This window comes from Dyella sp. A6, from assembly GCF_036320485.1.
GTDB classification, from domain to species: Bacteria; Pseudomonadota; Gammaproteobacteria; order Xanthomonadales; family Rhodanobacteraceae; genus Rhodanobacter_A; species Rhodanobacter_A aluminiiresistens.
This window is the reverse complement of record NZ_CP132911.1, coordinates 2,406,353-2,425,480: the sequence shown is the minus strand read 5'-3', so window position 1 is coordinate 2,425,480 and position 19,128 is coordinate 2,406,353. Positions and strand designations below refer to the sequence as shown.

Genomic DNA, 19,128 nt, shown 5'->3' with positions numbered 1-19,128 from the left:
ATTTTTGAACCTGCCTCGGGAATGATTCCGTGAATGACATCATTGCGACTTTGATGCAGCTTCTGCCGAAAAATAAGGCCAAGGCACACGTGGGCGTGGCGGATTTCATTCATTGGGACTACTCGGGGACGCTCTTCCCCCTGCGGACCAACGCGATTGTCCTTCAATTCAACGAGGCTGGGCTGCGCGACTTTATCTATTCAAAGGTCCTTTCGAAGGCTGACAAAGAGTATTGCTTTCTTCCTCAGCAGCGCGTCTTTGCTACGAAGCCAAAAGGACATCTTCGGAGGACAGTCAAGCTTGACCCGGTGGCGGAGTACTTCTTATACGACTTCGTCTATCGAAATAGGTCAGTCTTTCGAAAGGCGGTGAGCGGCAAGCGCCTTTCGTTTGGCTATAGATACGAAGACGGGCTACCAGTGCCTGTTAACTCTTCATATAGAGAATTTAAGGCCGCCTTGGGTGAGTGTCGGGGCAAGTTCAAGCACCACATCCGATTCGATATTGCCGCATACTTTAACTCCATATATCACCATGATCTTACGCACTGGGTGAGCTCGCGAGATGGTGTGTCGGCCGAAGATGGAGAGGCGTTTGGTCAGTTTACCCGCGAGATTAATGCTGGACGGAGTGTGGATTTTCTTCCCCAAGGCATATTCCCCGCAAAGATGATCGGCAACGAGTTCCTGAAGTTTGTGGACCTCAGTGGTCAGCTAAAGTCCGCGCAGTTAGTTCGCTTTATGGATGATTTTTATCTCTTTGATGACTCGATGGGTGTTCTTTTGCGGGATTTCACTACCATTCAGCAGTTGCTCGGTCAGTTTGCTCTGAACGTGAATCCATCGAAGACAGGAATTGACGACTTTCAGGCTGATGTCGCCGCAAAGGTCTCAGAGATTAAGAAGAGTTTGCTGGAAGTCGTCGAGATTGAAGACTTCATTGAGACGGCCTCGGGTGTCGAAGTGACGTCGGAGATGGTTGAGGTTGAGCATCAATTGTCGGTGGCACAAGTTGAAATGCTGCTTTCATTTCTGAAGGACGATGCTTTGGAAGAATCAGACGCGGAAGTGATTCTAAACATCTTAAGAATGCACAGCGATTCAATGCTCGAGTATTTGCCGGTACTGTTCGCAAGGTTTCCGAACTTGTACAAGCAGCTTCATGCAGTCTGTTCCCATGTCAATGACAAGGAGGGGTTGGCCGATGTCCTTCTCAAGTTTCTGGAGGAATCTGAGCCGCTACTGGAGTACCAGCTTTTTTGGCTCGCTCATATCGTCGAAGAGTCACTTGCTAAGTCGGCCAAATTTGGCGACTTGATGGTCAAGTTGTATGACTTGACAGGGGAGGCGCGAATCGCTCGTGCAAAAGTTCTTGAGATACCCACTCAAGATTTCGGGTTCAAGGAGATTCGAGGTGAAATCCCCAAGTCGGGCTCTTCGGACTGGACGGCTTGGGCGGCGGCTGTGGGGACGCGAACGCTGAAGCTTGCCGAGCGCAACTACATGCTCGACTATTTTGCCAAAGGGTCGCCATTGAATCACATCGTAGCAACTTCGGTGAAGGCTTCCTCAGAGTAGTCGGGGGAGCAAATAGAGGGCGAAAACAGGGGTTAGAGTGCACTTTTCACGAGTGGCAGACCACAAATAGCTGAGTCAGGTTCACTTATTTCATGGCGGGAGCGAACCGGGCCTCGTTCTTTACATCACGCAGCAAGCAGGCTGCTGATCGCAGTGAAACAACAGCGGCGGACGCATGTCACGCCCGCCGCACCGCATCTCACTTCTCGGTCGCGTAATGCATGTACATCGACTGGATGCGGACTCGGCCGGAACCGGTAAAACGATTGAGGATCTTCGCCCCCTCCAAAGCAAGTTGACGCCATCCGTGCGGTGACGTACACACTTGAGGCTTGTGTCCACCGCCGTTGCGCAGTTCCTCGCATGCTGCGTATGCGACGGCTATCGCTTGTTACAGGGGGGGGGCTCAGGTGAAATCGCTATCGGTTCGTTTTGGCATCCACGCGCTTGCACTGGTCGCAGCGTGTGCGGTGTTCGTGGTGTGTGCCGCGCAGGCGTCGGCGCCTGCCGCGCCGAAGGACACGCCGTATCCCGGCGTGTTGGCGATCACGATGGATCTGCGCGATGCGCCGCATCGCATTTACCGCATGCACGAGACGATTCCGGTGAAACCGGGCCCGTTGACGCTGTACTACCCGAAGTGGCCGTTGCCCGACCATGCGCCGGATGCCACCATCGCCAATATCGCGGGCCTGACCATCACGGCGGACGGCAGGCAACTGCCCTGGCGGCGCGATGTGGTGGACATGTACACGCTGCATGTAACGGTGCCGCAGGGTATCGAGCGCATCAACCTTTCCTTCCAGTACCTGTCGCCCGGGCCGGGTGCCTGGTACGGTTACGAGGTGTGGTCCACGCCCTATCTGGCCGACCTGGACCCGACCCAGGTGGTGTTCTATCCCAGCGGTTACTACGCGCGCGATATTCCGATCCGGCCCACGGTGGTGTTGCCGACGGGCTGGAAGTTCGCCACGGCCATGGACGTGACGAGCCGGTCGGGCGACACGATCCATTTCAAGCGGATGAGTTTCAACAACTTCATCGACTCGCCGCTGATCGCGGGCAAGTACTTCAAGCGCGTCGATCTGTCACCTGGCGACGCGGCGCCGGTGCATCTGAACATCGTCGGCGACAGTGCGGCGTCGGTGCAGATCAGCGACACGCAGGTGGCTGCATACCGCCGCATGGTGAAGCAGCTGTACGCGCTGTTCCATTCGCACCATTTCCATCACTACGACCTGCTGCTGACGGTGTCCGACCATGTCGCGGGTACCGGGCTGGAGCATCACCAGTCGAGCATGGAAATGGCGGGTGCGGATTTCCTGACGAATCCGGATGCGTTCATGGCGTCGGCCACGTTGATCCCGCACGAGTTCACGCATTCCTGGAACGGCAAATTCCGCCGCCCCGCCGACATGTGGACGCCTGCGTTCAATACGCCGCAGCCATCGGACATGGTGTGGGCCTACGAAGGCCTGACCGAGTACTGGTCCGTCGTGCTGGCGGCGCGCTCGGGCCTGCTTACGCCTGCCGAGTTCCGTGAATCGCTGGCGTCGGTGGACGCCGCGCAGGCCTACCGAACCGGACGCGCGTGGCGCTCGCTGCAGGACACCGCGACCAGTGCTCAGTTGCTGTATTTCAATGGCAGCTACTGGAGCAATTACCGTCGTAGCACGGACTTTTACCCCGAGGGCGAGCTGCTGTGGCTGGGTGTCGATACGAAGATACGCCAGCTCAGCCACAATCGCCGGTCGCTGGACGACTTCGCCAAGCTGTTCTACGGCATGGACAACGGCAGCTATGTCACCCGCACCTACACGTTCCACGACCTGGTGGATGCGCTGAACCAGGTGCAGCCGTTCGACTGGGCGAGCTTCCTGCGCAAGCGCCTGGACTACACGGGCAAGGTGTTGCCGGAACACGGCATCGCACGCGGTGGCTGGAAGGTGGTGTACACGAATGCGCCCTCCGCCTACGACCAGGCCGTGTCGCGGTCCAGGCACCGCCTCGACCTGGCTTATTCGATCGGCATGACGATGTCCGACGACGGCACGGTGAGCGACGTGCAGTGGAATGGCCCGGCCTACAAGGCTGGCCTGGTGCCGGGCATGAAGGTGGTCTCGGTCAACGGCAACGAGTTCACCGGCGATGCGCTGAAGGCGGCCATCCGGCAGGCGCAGAGCGGCACGTCGCCGATCGAGCTGGCGGTGAAGTATGTCGGCACGTACAGCACACACAAGGTCGACTATCACGGTGGCCTGAAGTACCCGCACCTGGAGCGGGTCAACGGTACGCCCGACTACCTCGATGACATCGCGAGGGCCAAAGCGAACTGAGGTGGTCGGCCTGGTCCCGAGCTGATCGCGCGCTTGGTGGGGTGGTCGCGACACTGGGCCGCCTGTTGCCACAAGCAGTGCCGACACCGACGTCGGCACGGACCCATTGTCACTAATGGAACTGCCGTATTTCGACGGCGGATCGACGGATGGATGTGATCCCGTTACACCCGGCGTCGGCGCATCACGCCTACACCGACCAGTGCCAAGCCGAGAAGAAAGATGTAGACCGACGACGGTTCCGGCACCTGGGTTGGTGCGTCCTGGCCTTCGATGACGTCGTTGCCACAATACATCGTCCAGTGGAAACCCAGATCGTTGGTATCCAGGTTGAGGCCCAAGGTATCGAAGCTGAAGCTCAGGAAGCCGTTGCCCACCGTCCATGTGCCGGTGGTATTCGTTGCCGTCGCCAGGCTCTTGTTCACGGCAACCGCCTGGCCGTTGCGATAGATGCAATGGCTGCCGCAATCGATGAAGTGGTCTGACAGCAGCACGTCGGGGTTGTGGTTGCTTGCCGTGCCAGCGCCCAGTGCGTAGACGGTACCTTTGCCGCCGGCGTTGCTCAGCGGATTGTCCAGCGAGAACGCATAGGTCCAGTGGTTGCCGTTGGCGGCATTGTCGGTGGTGTAGGGATTGGAGCCACTGGGCGTCCAGCCTGTTGACAGGAACAGGTCGCCGTATCCGATACCGGTGTTGTTGGTGGTGTAGCGGGAATCCACTCCTGCGTTGCCGGCGAAGTTCGTGTAGATGGTGACGGTGAGCCGGGTACCGTTGAGGGTCGAACCCAGACTGTCCACGTTGAACATGGTGACGCCGGAGTTGGCGATTACGTCGCCATAGCCGTGGCTGTTGGAGCCGACGTAGTTATCTTGAAGTACCGTCGCCGAGGCACCTGACGAAATGATCATCAGGCCCATCGCTGCAATCCATAGCGGCAAATTCAATTTCATGGTGTTTCCCCTGGGTTGACGAGCCACGGGTGGGGCTGTGGCCGTGCGTTGCGAAAAGCGCGTTCCGCTCTGGCGGCACGCTGATGTTCTGTGGTGCTGCGGGCAACCGGGTTGTTCGTTGGCTTTCCCGCTGTAGCCAAAATTTAGGAGACTTCCAGCAAGCTCCGTGCCTGCTAATCGTTTGCTTCCATATCAATTATTTATCGCGTGATGCATCTAGTTCTTTGGTGTGCTTTGTAAAGAATGTCGACATGACAATCGTGCGCAGGCGATATCCGCCGCTTCTGTGGTGAGGGCAGTACAAACTTGGCCCAGCACCTTGATCGATGCCGGATCATTGGCCGGGTTTGTGGGCACGTCCGCGTCAGAGCTGACGTCGTCCTCTTTCTGCTCTGGCGCGCTGCAGTAGGGCCAGCAGTGTGATCAGGCCGATAGCGAAGAGGGGAAGTTCCGAGGGTTCGGGAACGCTCTGTGTCGTGCTCACATAGCCGAGGGCGCCGACCAACTGGCGGTCTACCGGATCGAACGGCAGCAGGTGGCCGGAAGAATTGACGGCATCGAAGGCATTGGGGCCGACCGACGAGGCCCAGTCACCTAGGTCGTAGCCCGAGATGCCGTTGAAGTAGGCGAGTGGGGTCGCGCCGCCGTTCAGCGAGAAGTAGTCGCCGGAGGCAGAGCTGTAGCGGTACATGTCCATGACGGACGGATATGGAAAGTTGCTGTCCTTCAATGACAGCCGTCCCATGGCTTCGGTTATTTCATGCAATGCGACGCCGAAAAAATCGTAGCTGCCCACGGTGATGCCATTGGACGGGGTGTAGTCGAAGACATAAGTGCTGGAGAAACCGAGATAGCCGTCTGTGGCCGTGCTGTTGGGTATCAGGCCCAGCGCCTTCGCCTCGGCGGTGGTTGCAAAAAGGTCACTTGGTCCGGTCTGCGGCAAGCTGCCCGAACCGGGCGTGCCCAGTGTCTGCAGCGCATTCCGGACTTTGGCGTATCCACTCTGGTACAGGTAGGCGAGGCTCTCGCCCAGGCTGCTAGAACCCATCGCTGATCCGTCGATCGAGCCGTAACCGACTACCAGGTTGATGCTCGACGGATTGCTGTAATTGGCCTCGATGAAGGCGGCGGCCTGGCCGAAGGCTGCTTCCATGGCCGCGCCGTTGGCTCCGGATCCGGCGAAGCTGGAATCAAATGTGTAGTTGATCACCACGGCATGGGCGGCCATGGGAAAGGCGGCGGCGATGAACGTGGCGGATAGCCACCTTGCGAATCGAGAGTTTCGAACCACCGATGTCATCGCGGTCTCCTCTCTATTGGCAGATGAAGGCTGTAACCGACTAAAAAATAAGCAATATATGCGCCATCATGTTAAGTGTCTGAAAGGCTTTGGCATTTCGGAAGAGCGATCTTTTGGGATTTGTCTTAGCCGTAAAGGTTTCCGACACATGACGCCGTATCCGCCTCCATGCTGGAACGGGCGCACAAACAATGACGCCCCGGCGGTTGCACGGGGCGTCATGTATCGAAGATTGGATCAGATTACTGCCTACGCCTTCTGGCTGCGTACCATCCGGTGAGGACAAGTACCAGACCCAGTGCGTAGAGCGGCAGCTCGGAGGGCTCGGGAACCGACACGTTCGTTGCCCCGCATGAGGTCAGGCTGGGTGTGAAGCCCGACGTGCCGCCGTTGACGATCCACACGCTGCAGGTCTGGTTGGTGCCCGTGATGCCCTGGATGTGCGCCGCCGAGTAGAGCCCGTCGAGACCCGTCATCTTGAAGAATGAGCTGGTAGGCGCAGTGCTGGTTTCAATCGCGTAGACGGCATACGAATCGGTCGTGAAGGTGTTGGCTTTCCAATAGAAAGCCAGGTTGTAGGTGCCCGGAACCGAACCGGTCAGGATGCCGCTGGTCCGGGTCGAATTGGCCGCCGTACCGGAAGCAAAGGCCATGCTGTAGGGGATGTTCGCCAGGCTGAAGGCCCAGCCGATATTCTTGTTGGCGCCGCCGATGAACTCGTTGTTGCTGAGATACGACTGCATGGTCAGCGTGTAGTCGTAGAGGCCTTGGGTGGCGCTTGGCCCGCCGTAGCTCAACGTAGCGGTCAGCCAGGGCGTGCCCGGACCGCTGATCGGGGCCGCCGGATACTCACCCGCATACAGCGTGTTCATCTCCAGGACCGTCGCCGAGGCCGTCCCCACGAAACAGATACTCCCGAGGAGTACGGCCAACATCGCAAGCAGTGATTTGGTGTATGTCTTCATGGCAATGCTCATTCCGTAGGTTCATCGATCTTCGTTTAAAGAATTGCCGACCCGGCTTGAAGCGATACACATGCCGTCCTGGCGTCCCCCCGTGGTCACTGCAAATCTCTGACCTCAAACCACTGCGACTTTCTGGCGGTATCTGGCGGATGGATTCAGGATCCTCTGCCATGCCTCCTGTGAATCTGACGGACAAACCTGCCATCCCAGCGCAATGCATGTAATACGAAGCAAGAAGCGTGCTAGCCCTGAGTGCCTTTGAATATCAAGCAATTGGCGTGCGAGCGTCTTGGCGCGATCTGCTGTTCTGTAAAGAAGTCCGACAGGTTCAATGATGTCTGTCGAAGGACGGGGTTCCGGCGCGGGGATCCGGTCGGTGCCCGTCGCGTCACTATCGCGGGTAGTGACGCGCTGTTGATGGGGGAGCCTTGGCGCCTCGACGGGAATCATTTTTTGGCGTAATTTAGATCGATATAAATTTAGTTGGTCGAATCCGGAAGGGGGCATCATGTCGAAAGCGAAGGCCTGGACGCAGGCGGGTCCGATGAGTAGCTGGCTACGGCGTCTGGCATGGGGTAGTGCACTATTCGGGGTGGTGGCGTGTGCCGCGGCTGCGACGAACGCATCGGCCCCGGCGGACGCGGTGAACCCACTGATCGGCAGCAGCAATGGCGGCAACACCTATCCCGGCGCGGTGATGCCGTTCGGCATGCTGCAGTGGAGTCCGGAGAACACGCGCGGCCATCACACGCGCACCGCGTCGCCCAGCGGCTACCAGTACGACACCACGCGTATTCGCGGCTTCAGCCTCACCCATCTTTCCGGCGCGGGCTGTGCCGGCGCGAGTGGCGATATCCCGGTGATGCCGGTGACCTTGCCGGTGACCGCGTCGCCTTCGACCGACGACGGCGACACGCGCTACGCCGCCAACTTCAGCCATGCCGACGAACGTGCGGTGCCGGGCGACTATCGGGTCGCGCTGGCCAATGGCGTGCAGGTGGAACTGGCGGCGGCGATGCGCAGCGGCATGGCACGCTTCGAGTTTCCCGCAGGCAAGCCGGCGAACCTGCTTTTCCGGGCGTCGGATTCCGAAGTCGGCAGCAGCGCGGCATCGGCCCGCATCGACCGCGCGCAGCGGACCGTCAGCGGCTCGGTGACCAGCGGCAACTTCTGCGGTTACCTGTCCAAGGCCGATCAGCACAGCTATTACACGCTGTACTTCGTGGCCCGTTTCGATCGGCCGTTCATCGCCACCGGAGCCTGGCAGGACGCGATGGTGCATAAGGGCTCGCGCGTCGCGCACGGCGGCACCGGGTACGACGCCAAGGGTTTCCCGACCGTAGGCAAGGGCTCCGGCGTATGGGTGTCGTTCGACCCGCGCAAGGGGCCGGTGCAGATGCACGTGGGTATTTCCTACGTTAGTCTTGCCAACGCGCGCGCCAATCTGGACGCGGAGATTCCGGCCGGCACCACGTTGGCGCAGGTGCGGGCGAAAGCGCACCAGGCGTGGAACCGGGCGCTTGGCCGCATCCGCATCCAGGGCGGTACGCCCGGCCAGCGCACGGTGTTCTACACCGCGCTGTACCACAGCCTGCTGCATCCGAATGTGTTCAGCGACGTCGACGGCGAGTACCGCGGCTTCGACCAGAAGGTCCATCGCGTGCATGGCGGCCAGCATGCGCAGTACGCCAACTTTTCCGGCTGGGATGTCTACCGCTCGCAGTTGCAGTTGGTGACCTGGCTGATGCCCAAGGTCGGCAGCGACATCGCCCAGTCGCTGTACAACCAGGCACGACAGAACCATGGAGAGTGGGACCGCTGGACGCACAACAGCGGTGGCACCCATGTGATGAGCGGCGACCCCGCCGTGCCGGCGCTGGCGGACATCTATGCGTTCGGCGGTCACCACTTCGACCTGCGCGGCGCCTACGCCTCGCTGGTCCGCGCGGCGACCGTGCCGACGGCAAACGACGAGTCCAACGCTGGCTGCAACGTGGAATGTGTGGGCGAACGCCCGTCGCTGGACCAGTGGCTGAAGCTGCACTACATCGCCACCCAATCACATGCCTGGGGCGGTGCGGCCGAAACGCTGGAAGATGCCACCGCCGACTTCGCTCTGTCCGAGCTGTCCGCCGATGTCGGCAATGCCGCCAACCAGCGCCGCTTCCTTGCGCGGGCCGGTTACTGGCGCAACCTGTACAACCCGAAGGCCACAGCCGACGGTGGCTATATCCAGAACCGCAACGCCGACGGCAGCTGGCCGGCGTTCAAGCCGTCCAGCGACGACGGCTTCGTCGAAGCCAGTGCAGCGGTCTACGTCTGGATGGTGCCGTTCGACCTGCACGGCCTGTTCGACGCGATGGGCGGTTATGGCACGGCGGTGGCGCGGCTGGACCGCTTCTTCCATCATGCCGACGGGCGCTGGGCGTTTACCAATGCCGGCCCACTGCATGCGGAACTGAACAACGAGCCTTCGGTGGAAACGCCATGGCTGTACGACTTCGCCGGTCAGCCCTACAAGACCCAGGCCACCGTGCGCGCAGTGGTGAACGCACTGTGGAAAGACGCACCCGATGGGATTCCCGGCAACGACGATTTGGGCGAGATGTCGTCCTGGTACGTGTGGTCGGCGCTGGGGTTTTATCCGGAAATTCCCGGCAGTGCCGACCTGGTCGTCGGCAGCCCGTTGTTCTCGCAGGCCGAGATCCGCCGGCCCGGCGGCGATGTGGTGATCGAGGCGCCGGGTGCCTCGGCCGGAACTCCGTACGTGCATGCACTGCAGCTCGACGGCAAGGCGGTCGACCAGCCGTGGCTGCCGGCCAAGTTCGCGGTACACGGCGGACACCTGCGCTTCACCCTGCAGGCCACGCCGGACAAGGCGTGGGGCAGCAATCTGAAGGACGCGCCGCCGTCCTACCCGCCACCGCATGCCTGAGTGTCGCCGGGGACAGGTGATTGCAGCCTGTCCCCGGGCTTTTGGTTACCGGGTTTGTATCGGCGTGGCGATGCCTGTGGTTACGGGTAGTGAGCTTTTGGCGTGTGTAATCAATTGTCGACTTCTCAACCATCCGTTGGCTGATGCCGCAGCACTGTGGTTGGCGGGGTTGATCGTGCCTATCGAGTGGAACGGCAGAAGCGCTTCTCGGTTTCCTGTGCGTAGCATCGGAACAACGCCGGTGCTTGCCTGCGCTGCCAATGCGTTTCCTGCATTCTGAAGGGAGCCCTGTCGGACGATTTCGTTGAAGTCTGACAACGAAGGCATGGTTTGGATGATCTACGGATTCGGTTTGCTCCGATACCGGATGTTGGCCCGTATCGCGACACTTGACGCCGGCGATACGTCGAAAGAGCCGCCTCCGCAAGGTGGCTGTACGGATAGGGGTGACGGCCGGCTGCTGGCATGTCGAAGCAGAATCCTTCTCGGGTCTATCCAGAGCGAAGCGATGAAGTCGAATCACAATGACGTAATGAAACCTGTTCTCGCATGGGTCTTGCTGGGCGCTTCGCTTGGTGTGCATGCGGTTGGCTTCGATTGCATGAAGGCGAGCACACATGTCGAGAAGATGATCTGCGCCGATGCTCGGCTTTCTGTGCTCGATACCAAGCTGCAGCAGGCGTACGCGACTGCGTTGTCGGCAAGAGATGCCAGCGGCAAGGTCGCGCTGATCAAGCAACAGCGCAACTGGATAAGGTATGCGCGAGGAGTTTGTCAGGATACTGCCTGTCTGCGTCAGGTCTATGTCGATCGTGTTGCTGTGCTGGCGAGTAATTCAAGTGGCAACGAAAACCATGTGTCTGATTGCATGAGGCCAACGAATTATAAGGGTCCATCTAAAGGGTGCGGCGTTGTTGTTCGATTTTATCGTAATGCCAATGAATACGTTGATCTATTCAATAATCTCTTGGAAAAATACCGTTGCCGGAAAGATTGTTCAATGTAAAAAGCTGATTGGTGTATGGGATGGGTCGCACATCGGTCCTGGGCGTGGAGAGCGGGTCGTTGGTGGCTTATGCACATTGCAAAATGGACAACGACGGAAGAGTGTTGAGATATGTAGTGATGAGATGTGGGGTTCTTTTCAGGTTAGGGCGATAAGTGGGCATGAGTTGATGCGTAAGGATCTTGTTGATTTTGTCTATGACTGTGGTGGTCGCGGATAGTCTTTGCACTTGAGCGGATGGTGGCTCCCATGTCTGGCAGTAACGATATTAAACGTGAACAGCTCCGTGCTGTTCTTGTCGCTACCGGTCTCGGTGGTAAAGTCTCAAAGTCACGACATTTCTCCTGTGCAGGTCTCGGAAGTAGCTCTTCATCATTTGGCCAGATGCAGTTCGATGTTGGAGCGAATCCTGATGCACAAGCATTTTTGTTGGGCCACGGATTTGATGATTCTGATATATCGAAGTTGAAATTGTATAGAGGGCTTTCAAGAAAAGACCGGCTTTTGCTTGATGCCAAATTGCAGTCAATCCCACCCTCGAAGATCGACGCTTTTACTAATCATCAACTGGATATTGCGATTCAGCGTGTTAATGCTATCGTTGATGAAGTGCGTAAGCGAAATTCGCATACAGGTGATTCAATTGATGCGGATATGAAGTTGAAGCTGGGCATCGCTGATTACGCAAATCAGTTTTCGAGTCGTCACGATGACGTGCTCGTCGATTTTTTGGTGGGAAAGGTCGAGCGTGGGGTAAAGGTGGGTGATCCGCCAACGCGTGAAGATTTGCAACACTTCATCGACGCGACACCATACGGTCGTAATCCTTCCAACAAACGTGCAATCAGGAGTCGGGAAGCCCGCTTCAACATGGCGATGGCCGAGCTGGGTCTTGGTCCGAAGGTCCGGGTGGCAGATCACTCGTCTGGCAGGGCTGGCGATGTGCTCCGCTACGGTGACCATGGTGCCGCGGTGCGAGACCTACAAGCGGTGCTTTCTGAGTTGGGGTGTACTGACGACACGGGGCACTTGTTGTTGGCCGATGGCAAATTCGGTGTGGCCACAAGAAGCGCGGTAGAGGGTTTCCAGCGTACTCGTGGACTGACGATCGACGGTCAGGTCGGGCCCGCCACATGGCGTGCCATCGATTCAGAAATGAGCATGCTCAGGCGCGGTACCGCAAGCTTGTTGCCGGCTGTGTCTGCAGAGCCTGCGCGTATGCCCGACATGGACGACCCGCGAAACCTGTTCAATCCGAACCATGTTCTCTTCAGCGATCTGAAATATCGCTTTCCAGAGGCGTCCGACAATCGCCTGCTGCAGTTCACGGCAGCCTGCCACGTCCATGGCATCACCGATCACAATCTGAAAGACGTCGTTTTCGATCAACAGCTTGGCGTAGTCAGTTTCGGCGGGCGCCAGGAAGGGCAGCCGTTCCGGGGCGTGAGTGTGGATGTGAAGATGCCCTCGCCACAGGCCTCGCAGTCCATCGAGCAGATTCGGCAGCACGATCAGTTGCAAGCGCAGATCAGGGCGAATGCCCGCGAACCGGTCGCACAGACCCAGTCGCGGCTGCCGTCATCACAGGATATACCACCGAGCAGCGGAGGAGGCGGGCCCGCCTCTGCTGCCTAAAGTACCGTGTGCTTGCCCGGCCAGACACGGAACATTGCCACCGCATGGGTGGGCACGTCGGCTGCGATGACACCTCGACTCATGTGGCTGCGGTGTTGCCACAAGTTGCGCACGGTGTAGCTGGCGGCGTGCTTCAGGCCGATGGCAGCGGCAGTAGTGGCGATGTGCAGCGGGCCGCGTCCGCGGTTGAGCAGGATCACCGCGACCGAGCCATCGGACATGGGCTTGGCCCAGACATCGGCGTTGCCGTTGCGATGGACACGGTAGCCCTGGCGACCGCCCCAGTCCTGATCCACCGCGATCACTTCGCGGTTGGTGAGTATGCTGCGCACGGCATCGGACATGTGACGCAGATCGTTGCCTGCGATCAGCGGGGCATTGAGCAGCGCCCACAGGCTGAAGTGCGCACGGTTCTCGTTGTCGCTGAGGTAGCCGTTGCCGACTTCGAGCATGTCCGGGTCGTTCCATGCGCCAGGGTGCGACGCATGCGACAGCGCGGCCTGCTGGTCGAGGATGTCCAGGATGCCCTGCGGGTATTGGTTGTCCGGCTGGTCGGTATGCCAGCGTGGGGTGATGTCCTGGGTGGTGCGCCAGAGGTTGCCGACCGATGGCGCCCAGCGCCACGGCGACTTTCTGCCCCATTCGCACAGGCTGTAGACGATCGGTCGCCCGGTCGCCAGCAGCGCATCGCGCATGGCGGTATAGCGCTGCTCATAGGTCTCGCCATCCCGGTCGCCGCAGTTGTCGTACTTGAGGTAGTCCACGCCCCAGCTGGCAAACTGCCGGGCATCCTGCTTCTCATGGCCGAGACTGCCCGGGTAGCCGGCGCAGGTGGTGGCGCCGGCCGATTCGTAGATGCCGAGCTTCAGGCCCTTGCTGTGCACGTAGTCGGCCACGGCTTTGATGCCTTGCGGAAACTTCGCCGGGTCCGGCACCAGCTCGCCGTGCGGGCCGCGTTGCTTCAGCAGCCAGCAGTCATCGATGTTGACGTAGGTGTAGCCCGCAGCCTTCATGCCGGAGGCCACCATGGCATCGGCCGTCGCCTCGACCAGTTTGGCGCTGACGTTGCAGTGGAACGCGTTCCAGCTGTTCCAGCCCATCGGCGGTGTGCGTGCGAGGCCGTTGTCGAGTGCGTGCGCGGGCGTGCCGGCCAGCAGTGCGAGCAGGGCGAATGCGGCGATCGAGCGCAACGTGCGGCAAGGCGTCATCGGTGTGGCTCCCGGCATGGTATTCGTGGCGACGGAAGCCGATGATTGATGCGCCTTGCCCATCTGTCAAAGGTCGGCAAGCCTGCGCGGATCATGCGGACGTCTTTCCGGGAGTGGCGGACAGGTCGCTACGGTCAGGCCCGCTTGCCGGGTGTACAGTGCCGCCTGATTAGGAGATGGGCGATGTCGAACATGACAGCGTGGCGCTTCAGGCCCAGGGTCGGCGGCTTTTACGTCGCGCTGGGCATCATTCCGATGCTGGCCGTCGTCGCTGCCTTCGGCATGGGCTGGCGTGCTGTGCCACTGGCGCTGGTTGCCGTGGCGGTTGTGGTTCTGCTGGCCTTGTCGGGTCTGGTGCTGGGCACGTGGTATGCGCTGCGCGAGCATGATCTCTACGTGCGGTTCGCGGTGTTCTTCCGGGTCACGATTCCCTATGCCGACATCACGAGCGTGCGCATCGTGGACAGTGTGCAGGCGAGTTCGGCGCTGGACCGGCGGCGCGTCAGGATCGAATGGCGCGATGCAGCGGTGCCGTGGGAACGCGTTTGCGATGTGTCTCCGGCCGACCGCGAGCGCTTCCTGGCGTTGTTGAAAAGCAGGGTATCGCCGCAGGCGTGGGCACTCACTGCGGCTGGCCGCGGCGTCTGAAGTCCTGTTGGCTCAGGGCGTACAGGTAAATCGGCAGGCGATACCCGGGTCCATGACGCACGAAGGCGGCTAGCTGGGCCGCCTTCGTGCTAGACGAGCGACAGGGCTCAGGCCGGTATCGCCAGGCTCGCGTCGGGGCTGGTGTCGTCGCCGCAGACACTGCGCCACATGCCGTACATCACGCCGAACAACATGACCTGCATGGCCAGTATCAGGGCGATGTAGAGCGGAATCATCAACAGGAAGGTCAGCCACATGCCGGCCAGTTTGCCCAGCATGATGATGACGATGGCCAGGATCGCGATGATGATCACGGCGACGATCATCGCCAGGATGCCGCCGACCACGAGCGCGATCAGGGGCAGCAGGTTCTTCAGTGCGCCGACCACGCCATCGCCGATGGCACCGAACACGTTGCGGCGGCGCAGTGCCACCTGGCCAAGGCTGATCGCATAGACGCCGAACACGAAAAAGCCGATCACGAAATACAGCGCAATCATGGTGCCGAAGCCCGCGGGTGGGCTCGGTGGCGGCTGGTGCTGAATCTGTGCGATCTGCAGCTGTGTCCACCAGCTGATGATCTCGTGCCCGCGGAACACGAAGGGGATGGCGAAGAGTCCGTAGTAGATCAGCAGCATCAGTGCGCCGTAGCCGATCTGCTGCCAGGCTTCGCCATGCCGGTAGGGCTTGAAGATGTCGCGTGCGCGGGCGGGCAGTCCCTGCTCGGTGGCGCCGATCACCTGCAGGTAGCCCATGTAGAGCGGTACGACCAGCAGGCCGATCAAAGCCGAGCCGAGCATGATGGCCATGAATTGGGTCGGGTTTTCCGGTACGCCTGCGCGGCGCGCAAGGAACTGCATGGGAACAGTGATCAAGGCCGGTAGAAAACATATCAGAGTGAGGATGGCGGCTCCGCCGATCAGAGGCTTCGGATGGCGCAGGGCTCTGCTGATGCTCTCCCCGAGCCAGCCGAAGGCGGCCAAGGGTCCATTGGATCGTGTCGTCATTGTGCTGCTTCCTTTGCAATCGGCGCCCCCGCGCCGCACGGGTCGAGCATACCCGACGGCGTGGCGTGGCAGGCAGCCCTGGCGCGGCATAATGCATGGCTTTCACGCCATGGTCCGTACCGCATGTCGATTGTCCTGACCGAATTCGCCCGTCCCCGCCTGTTTCCCCGTGAGCCCCGGCGCAACACCATCCAGGACTGCACGCCTGCCGAATTCGAACGCCGGCTCAATGAGCAGACACCGCTGCAGGTGCTCGATGGCTATGCGCCATTCTGCAAGCTGCATGTGCATCGCAACTGGACATCCACCCGCTGCCTGACGGTGCCGATCACCGACGGCAACCGGCACTTGCTGCGTTCGGACTACGAAGCGCGCACGCGGGGCGAGCTGCCGGTGCTGGTGCGCTGGTTCGAGGGGCTGGATCCGCCGGTGGCGGATTACCTGATACCGATCCTGTACAGCCGCGAGCAGCTGGCCAGGGAAGGCTCGCCGATCGATGCCGACTGGGGCGTGGTGGGCTGCATGTATACCGCCGAGCCCGCCGAGACACCGATGGCGCCGATCACCATGATGCGCAATGCGCTGGGCGTGGACGAAGGTGGCTCCGGCGTGCCGCTGGACCGCGAGGCCTATGCGCGCAGCGTGGAGTTCTGGCGTACCCACGCCAACTGGCGCGGGTGAACCGGCCGCCAATGCCGTACGGATCGGCAGGCTTCGCCTTGCCGCGCATGCCGATCACCGGGTACCGGCCGCGATCAGTACGGGTGCTGGCGGTAGAACTGCTCGAGCTGGCGATAGACCTGCGGCAGATGCTCTAGCAGCGTTGCCGGCGCCTCGAAGAACTGCTCGCTGACCACCGCGAAGAATTCGGCAGGGTTTTCCAGCGCATACGGGTCGATCGGCAACGGCAGGTCGTGACGGCGCTGCTCGCGCAGATGGTCCCATGCGCCGGACAGTGTTTTCGACCAGACCCGGCGGTCCATCCGTCGGTGCAGTGGCGGAAAGCCGTTGGCGTCGCCGTTGAGCATGTCCAGCTTGTGCGCCATCTCGTGGATGACCACGTTGTGTCCGGGTCTGGTGCCGGCTTTCAGTACGTCGGCCCACGACAGGATCACCGGACCACGCCCCCACGCCTCGCCGGCCAGCACGGCGTGGTTCTGGTGCACCACGCCCGCGGCGTCGACGTAGGTTCGGTTAGGGATGAAGGCATCGGGATAGACGATGACGCTGTGCCAGCCGTCGTACCAGTCCAGCCCCAGCTTCAGGATCGGTATGCAGGCATGCGTGGCGAGCAGCACGCGGTCCGCCTCGTCCAGCTGCAAACCCCGTACCGGCTCCAGCGATTTGCTTTCGAGGAACAACGTGGCCAGCACGCGCAGCGTGGCCTGGTCGGATGCGCCCAGGCGGCGTGCCGGCGCACAGCGCTGCAACGCGGCCTGCCAGACCGGCTCGGCGATGGGGTGTCGGGCAATGATGTGGCGTACACGCCAGCGTCTGAACTTTTCGAACATGGACACATGCTGGAAGTCCCGGAGTCCTGAGCATCGGGGCGAAGTGTGCGTTCTCAAGCTTGCGGCGCTGGTCCAGGCGTCGGTCAGGGCCTGACAGGCAGCTATTGCCAGCAATAATCTATATATATAGAGTTATGTCATGTCTCCCGTTCGCACCCCTTCGACACAGACCCGCATGCTGCTGTCGGCGCTGCTGTCACAGCGGCGGCAATGGCTGCATGGATATGACCTGTCCGAGCGGACTGGGCTCCCGTCCGGCACGCTGTATCCCATCCTCATGCGTCTGAGTGATCGGGGCATGCTCGAATCGAAATGGCAGCCATCACCACATCAGGGGCGTCCGCCGAGAAAACTGTATCGGTTGACTGCGGAGGGGGCGGCTTACGCCGTGCAGCATGCGTCGGATTTGAGCGCGCCATGGCGACCGTTGTCGCCGGAGCAGACCTGATGGTCGCGCGCCTGCGGACATTCGCGGCAATGGCAAAGGCAGTCCGCTTCGCCGCCTGGCTATTGCCGCCGCATCGCGAGGAGTGGGCCGAGGCGATGCTCAACGAGATGGCTTACATCGGATCACGTCAGGCCGCGTTGCATTGGGCGCTGGGTTGCACGTGGTCCGCGATTCGGGAACGCACGTCCTACGAACTGGGGAGAACCTTCATGAAACGCAGAGCTCTCGGCACGCTGCTCGGTCTGGGTGCGGCCTCGCTGATTGCCGTGTTCGGCATCTATGCATTGCAGAAACCCTATCAGCGCGAACGCATCCTGATGGTTGTCTTTCATGGAGCCGGGTCGCCGGCGGCAGCCCACGAAGGCAGCACACGCTAAGGCACGTCCTGATCAAGCACTGCGTCGCTGCACAAGCGTCATGGCCCTGTCTGCGCACAGGCCAAGGGGCTGGCGGAGAGGGCGGATGGCCGGAGCAGGTCCGGGCGAATGCCGCCGACCTGCGACCACAGCATGTCGGCCAGCGCCTGCAACGGGCGGTCTTGCCGCTCGTCGATCCAGGCGAGCACGGCATGCATCACGTCGGGGTAGTGCATCGGCACGGGAACCGGGCTGTCCAGCCATGTTGTGATGGTGCGTGCATCGAGCGTGCGGCAGACCGTGGCCAGGCCGAGCTGTTCCAGCGACTCGGCATTGGACTCCTGTTCGGTCTGATGGCGGACCGGCTTGGTCAGGATACGCTTGCCCAGGTGCAGCGCCTCGCTGACCAGCGAGAATCCGGTATTGCAGATCACCCCGCGTGCGCGCACCAGGTCCGCCAGGAAGCGGGTGCGATCGATCGGCATCAGTTCCAGGTTGCCGAGTTGCCGGGGCGCATCGACGCGTGTGTAGATGCGGAACCGCGTGTCGCGCAGCCCGCCGAGCAGCGCGGTCACGGCGTCGAGCGATTCGAAACCCAGGTAGACCAGCACCGGACCGTCTTCGGTGACGTCGGCGGGCGCGGGCACGTCGGGCAGGATCATCGGCGGCAGGATCGGCTGGCCGAAGTGATGCCAGTGCAGGCCGAGCGGCATGTCCACCGGGGCGAAGCGGCGCATCACCGCATGATTGAGCAGGTTGTGGCCGGCCATCGGCACGCGGTGCGCGTAGGCATACAAGTGGCCGACGCCGATGCTGGGCAGTCCCACGCGCCGGGCAATGCGGGCGCTGATCGGTTCGTAGTCCGAGATCACCAGATCGAAGCCGCCAGCATCGAAGCGTTGCACGTCCCGCACCAGCTGCAGCAGGCGCAGGCGGCGAGCGGTGGCCAGATAGCTGACGCGCCCGTCGATCGAGATGTGGGTCAGCCCTTCGCGCACGGTCCACGGTTCGAAAACGGCATCCAGCCACACGGTTTCGACCGGTGGTCCGCTGAACAGGGTGTGCACCTCGTGGCCGCGTGCCTTCAGCGCCGCGATGAGCGCCCGGGCACGCACCAGGTGTCCCCGTCCCGTCGTCTGAACGCCGTACAGGATTCGCATGGACCCAGTCTAGCCACGGAAGATGTCAGGTTTGGTTACAGCGTGTCCGGTTGCAATCGTGATGGTGGGTCGGGCTGGGCCTGGCC

16 protein-coding genes are annotated in these 19,128 nt (G+C 61.0%); 9 read left to right on the top strand and 7 right to left on the bottom strand.

The annotated features are described in order from the left end of the window. Positions 1 to 29 precede the first annotated feature (29 nt). On the top strand, positions 30 to 1,577 hold the full coding sequence (drt5, locus tag RA164_RS10850; protein ID WP_329740867.1) for an antiviral reverse transcriptase Drt5: 1,548 nt from the start codon (positions 30 to 32) through the stop codon (positions 1,575 to 1,577). A 410-nt stretch (positions 1,578 to 1,987) separates the two neighbouring features. After that, positions 1,988 to 3,913 carry a M61 family metallopeptidase gene (locus RA164_RS10845; RefSeq protein WP_329740866.1) on the top strand — a complete coding sequence of 642 codons (1,926 nt, stop codon included), beginning with the start codon at positions 1,988 to 1,990 and terminating at the stop codon, positions 3,911 to 3,913. 164 nt (positions 3,914 to 4,077) lie between these two features. On the opposite strand, the gene RA164_RS10840 is transcribed toward RA164_RS10845, so the two are convergent. The 3 genes from RA164_RS10840 to RA164_RS10830 all read right to left on the bottom strand — a co-directional run bounded on the left by RA164_RS10840 (position 4,078) and on the right by RA164_RS10830 (position 7,128). Next, positions 4,078 to 4,863: a PEP-CTERM sorting domain-containing protein gene (locus RA164_RS10840; RefSeq protein ID WP_329740865.1), complete on the bottom strand. Its 786-nt coding sequence runs from the start codon at positions 4,861 to 4,863 to the stop codon at positions 4,078 to 4,080. 364 nt (positions 4,864 to 5,227) lie between these two features. Beyond that, on the bottom strand, positions 5,228 to 6,163 hold the full coding sequence (locus RA164_RS10835; RefSeq protein WP_329740864.1) for an NF038122 family metalloprotease: 936 nt from the start codon (positions 6,161 to 6,163) through the stop codon (positions 5,228 to 5,230). 242 nt (positions 6,164 to 6,405) lie between these two features. After that, on the bottom strand, positions 6,406 to 7,128 hold the full coding sequence (locus RA164_RS10830) for a PEP-CTERM sorting domain-containing protein (protein WP_329740863.1): 723 nt from the start codon (positions 7,126 to 7,128) through the stop codon (positions 6,406 to 6,408). A 508-nt stretch (positions 7,129 to 7,636) separates the two neighbouring features. Here RA164_RS10830 and RA164_RS10825 point away from each other — a divergent pair. From RA164_RS10825 to RA164_RS10815, 3 genes are all read left to right on the top strand, one after another. Further along, positions 7,637 to 10,063, top strand: a complete 2,427-nt coding sequence (locus RA164_RS10825) for a GH92 family glycosyl hydrolase (protein ID WP_329740862.1) — start codon at positions 7,637 to 7,639, stop codon at positions 10,061 to 10,063. A gap of 304 nt (positions 10,064 to 10,367) precedes the next feature. Further along, positions 10,368 to 11,069 carry a lysozyme inhibitor LprI family protein gene (locus RA164_RS10820; protein ID WP_329740861.1) on the top strand — a complete coding sequence of 234 codons (702 nt, stop codon included), beginning with the start codon at positions 10,368 to 10,370 and terminating at the stop codon, positions 11,067 to 11,069. Between the two features lie 249 nt (positions 11,070 to 11,318). Next, a complete protein-coding gene (locus RA164_RS10815) occupies positions 11,319 to 12,704 on the top strand; it encodes a peptidoglycan-binding domain-containing protein (RefSeq protein ID WP_329740860.1) in 1,386 nt (461 codons plus the stop codon). Here RA164_RS10815 and RA164_RS10810 read toward each other — a convergent pair. Then, positions 12,701 to 13,912 carry a glycoside hydrolase family 27 protein gene (locus RA164_RS10810; RefSeq protein WP_329740859.1) on the bottom strand — a complete coding sequence of 404 codons (1,212 nt, stop codon included), beginning with the start codon at positions 13,910 to 13,912 and terminating at the stop codon, positions 12,701 to 12,703. The two genes, RA164_RS10815 and RA164_RS10810, sit on opposite strands and share 4 nt — an antisense overlap. A gap of 48 nt (positions 13,913 to 13,960) precedes the next feature. On the opposite strand from RA164_RS10810, the gene RA164_RS10805 reads away from it, so the two are divergent. After that, positions 13,961 to 14,560, top strand: a complete 600-nt coding sequence (locus RA164_RS10805; RefSeq protein ID WP_329740858.1) for a PH domain-containing protein — start codon at positions 13,961 to 13,963, stop codon at positions 14,558 to 14,560. A gap of 107 nt (positions 14,561 to 14,667) precedes the next feature. Here the strand turns inward: RA164_RS10805 and RA164_RS10800 are convergent, their stop codons facing one another. Further along, positions 14,668 to 15,420 carry a hypothetical protein gene (locus RA164_RS10800; RefSeq protein ID WP_329740857.1) on the bottom strand — a complete coding sequence of 251 codons (753 nt, stop codon included), beginning with the start codon at positions 15,418 to 15,420 and terminating at the stop codon, positions 14,668 to 14,670. Positions 15,421 to 15,690: 270 nt separating this feature from the next. Here RA164_RS10800 and RA164_RS10795 point away from each other — a divergent pair, with 270 nt between their 5' ends. Further along, on the top strand, positions 15,691 to 16,248 hold the full coding sequence (locus RA164_RS10795; protein WP_329740856.1) for a DUF3228 family protein: 558 nt from the start codon (positions 15,691 to 15,693) through the stop codon (positions 16,246 to 16,248). A gap of 74 nt (positions 16,249 to 16,322) precedes the next feature. On the opposite strand, the gene RA164_RS10790 is transcribed toward RA164_RS10795, so the two are convergent. Further along, positions 16,323 to 17,078, bottom strand: coding sequence for a M90 family metallopeptidase (locus RA164_RS10790; protein ID WP_329740855.1), 756 nt, complete (start codon positions 17,076 to 17,078; stop codon positions 16,323 to 16,325). 139 nt (positions 17,079 to 17,217) lie between these two features. Here RA164_RS10790 and RA164_RS16620 point away from each other — a divergent pair, with 139 nt between their 5' ends. After that, complete coding sequence (locus RA164_RS16620; RefSeq protein ID WP_412731021.1) at positions 17,218 to 17,526, top strand: PadR family transcriptional regulator; 309 nt, start codon at positions 17,218 to 17,220, stop codon at positions 17,524 to 17,526. Further along, positions 17,496 to 17,903, top strand: a complete 408-nt coding sequence (locus RA164_RS10785; RefSeq protein ID WP_329740854.1) for a hypothetical protein — start codon at positions 17,496 to 17,498, stop codon at positions 17,901 to 17,903. The genes RA164_RS16620 and RA164_RS10785 overlap by 31 nt, the downstream gene beginning before the upstream one ends. 38 nt (positions 17,904 to 17,941) lie before the next feature. On the opposite strand, the gene RA164_RS10780 is transcribed toward RA164_RS10785, so the two are convergent. Then, on the bottom strand, positions 17,942 to 19,042 hold the full coding sequence (locus RA164_RS10780) for a glycosyltransferase family protein (RefSeq protein WP_329740853.1): 1,101 nt from the start codon (positions 19,040 to 19,042) through the stop codon (positions 17,942 to 17,944). Positions 19,043 to 19,128 lie beyond the last annotated feature (86 nt).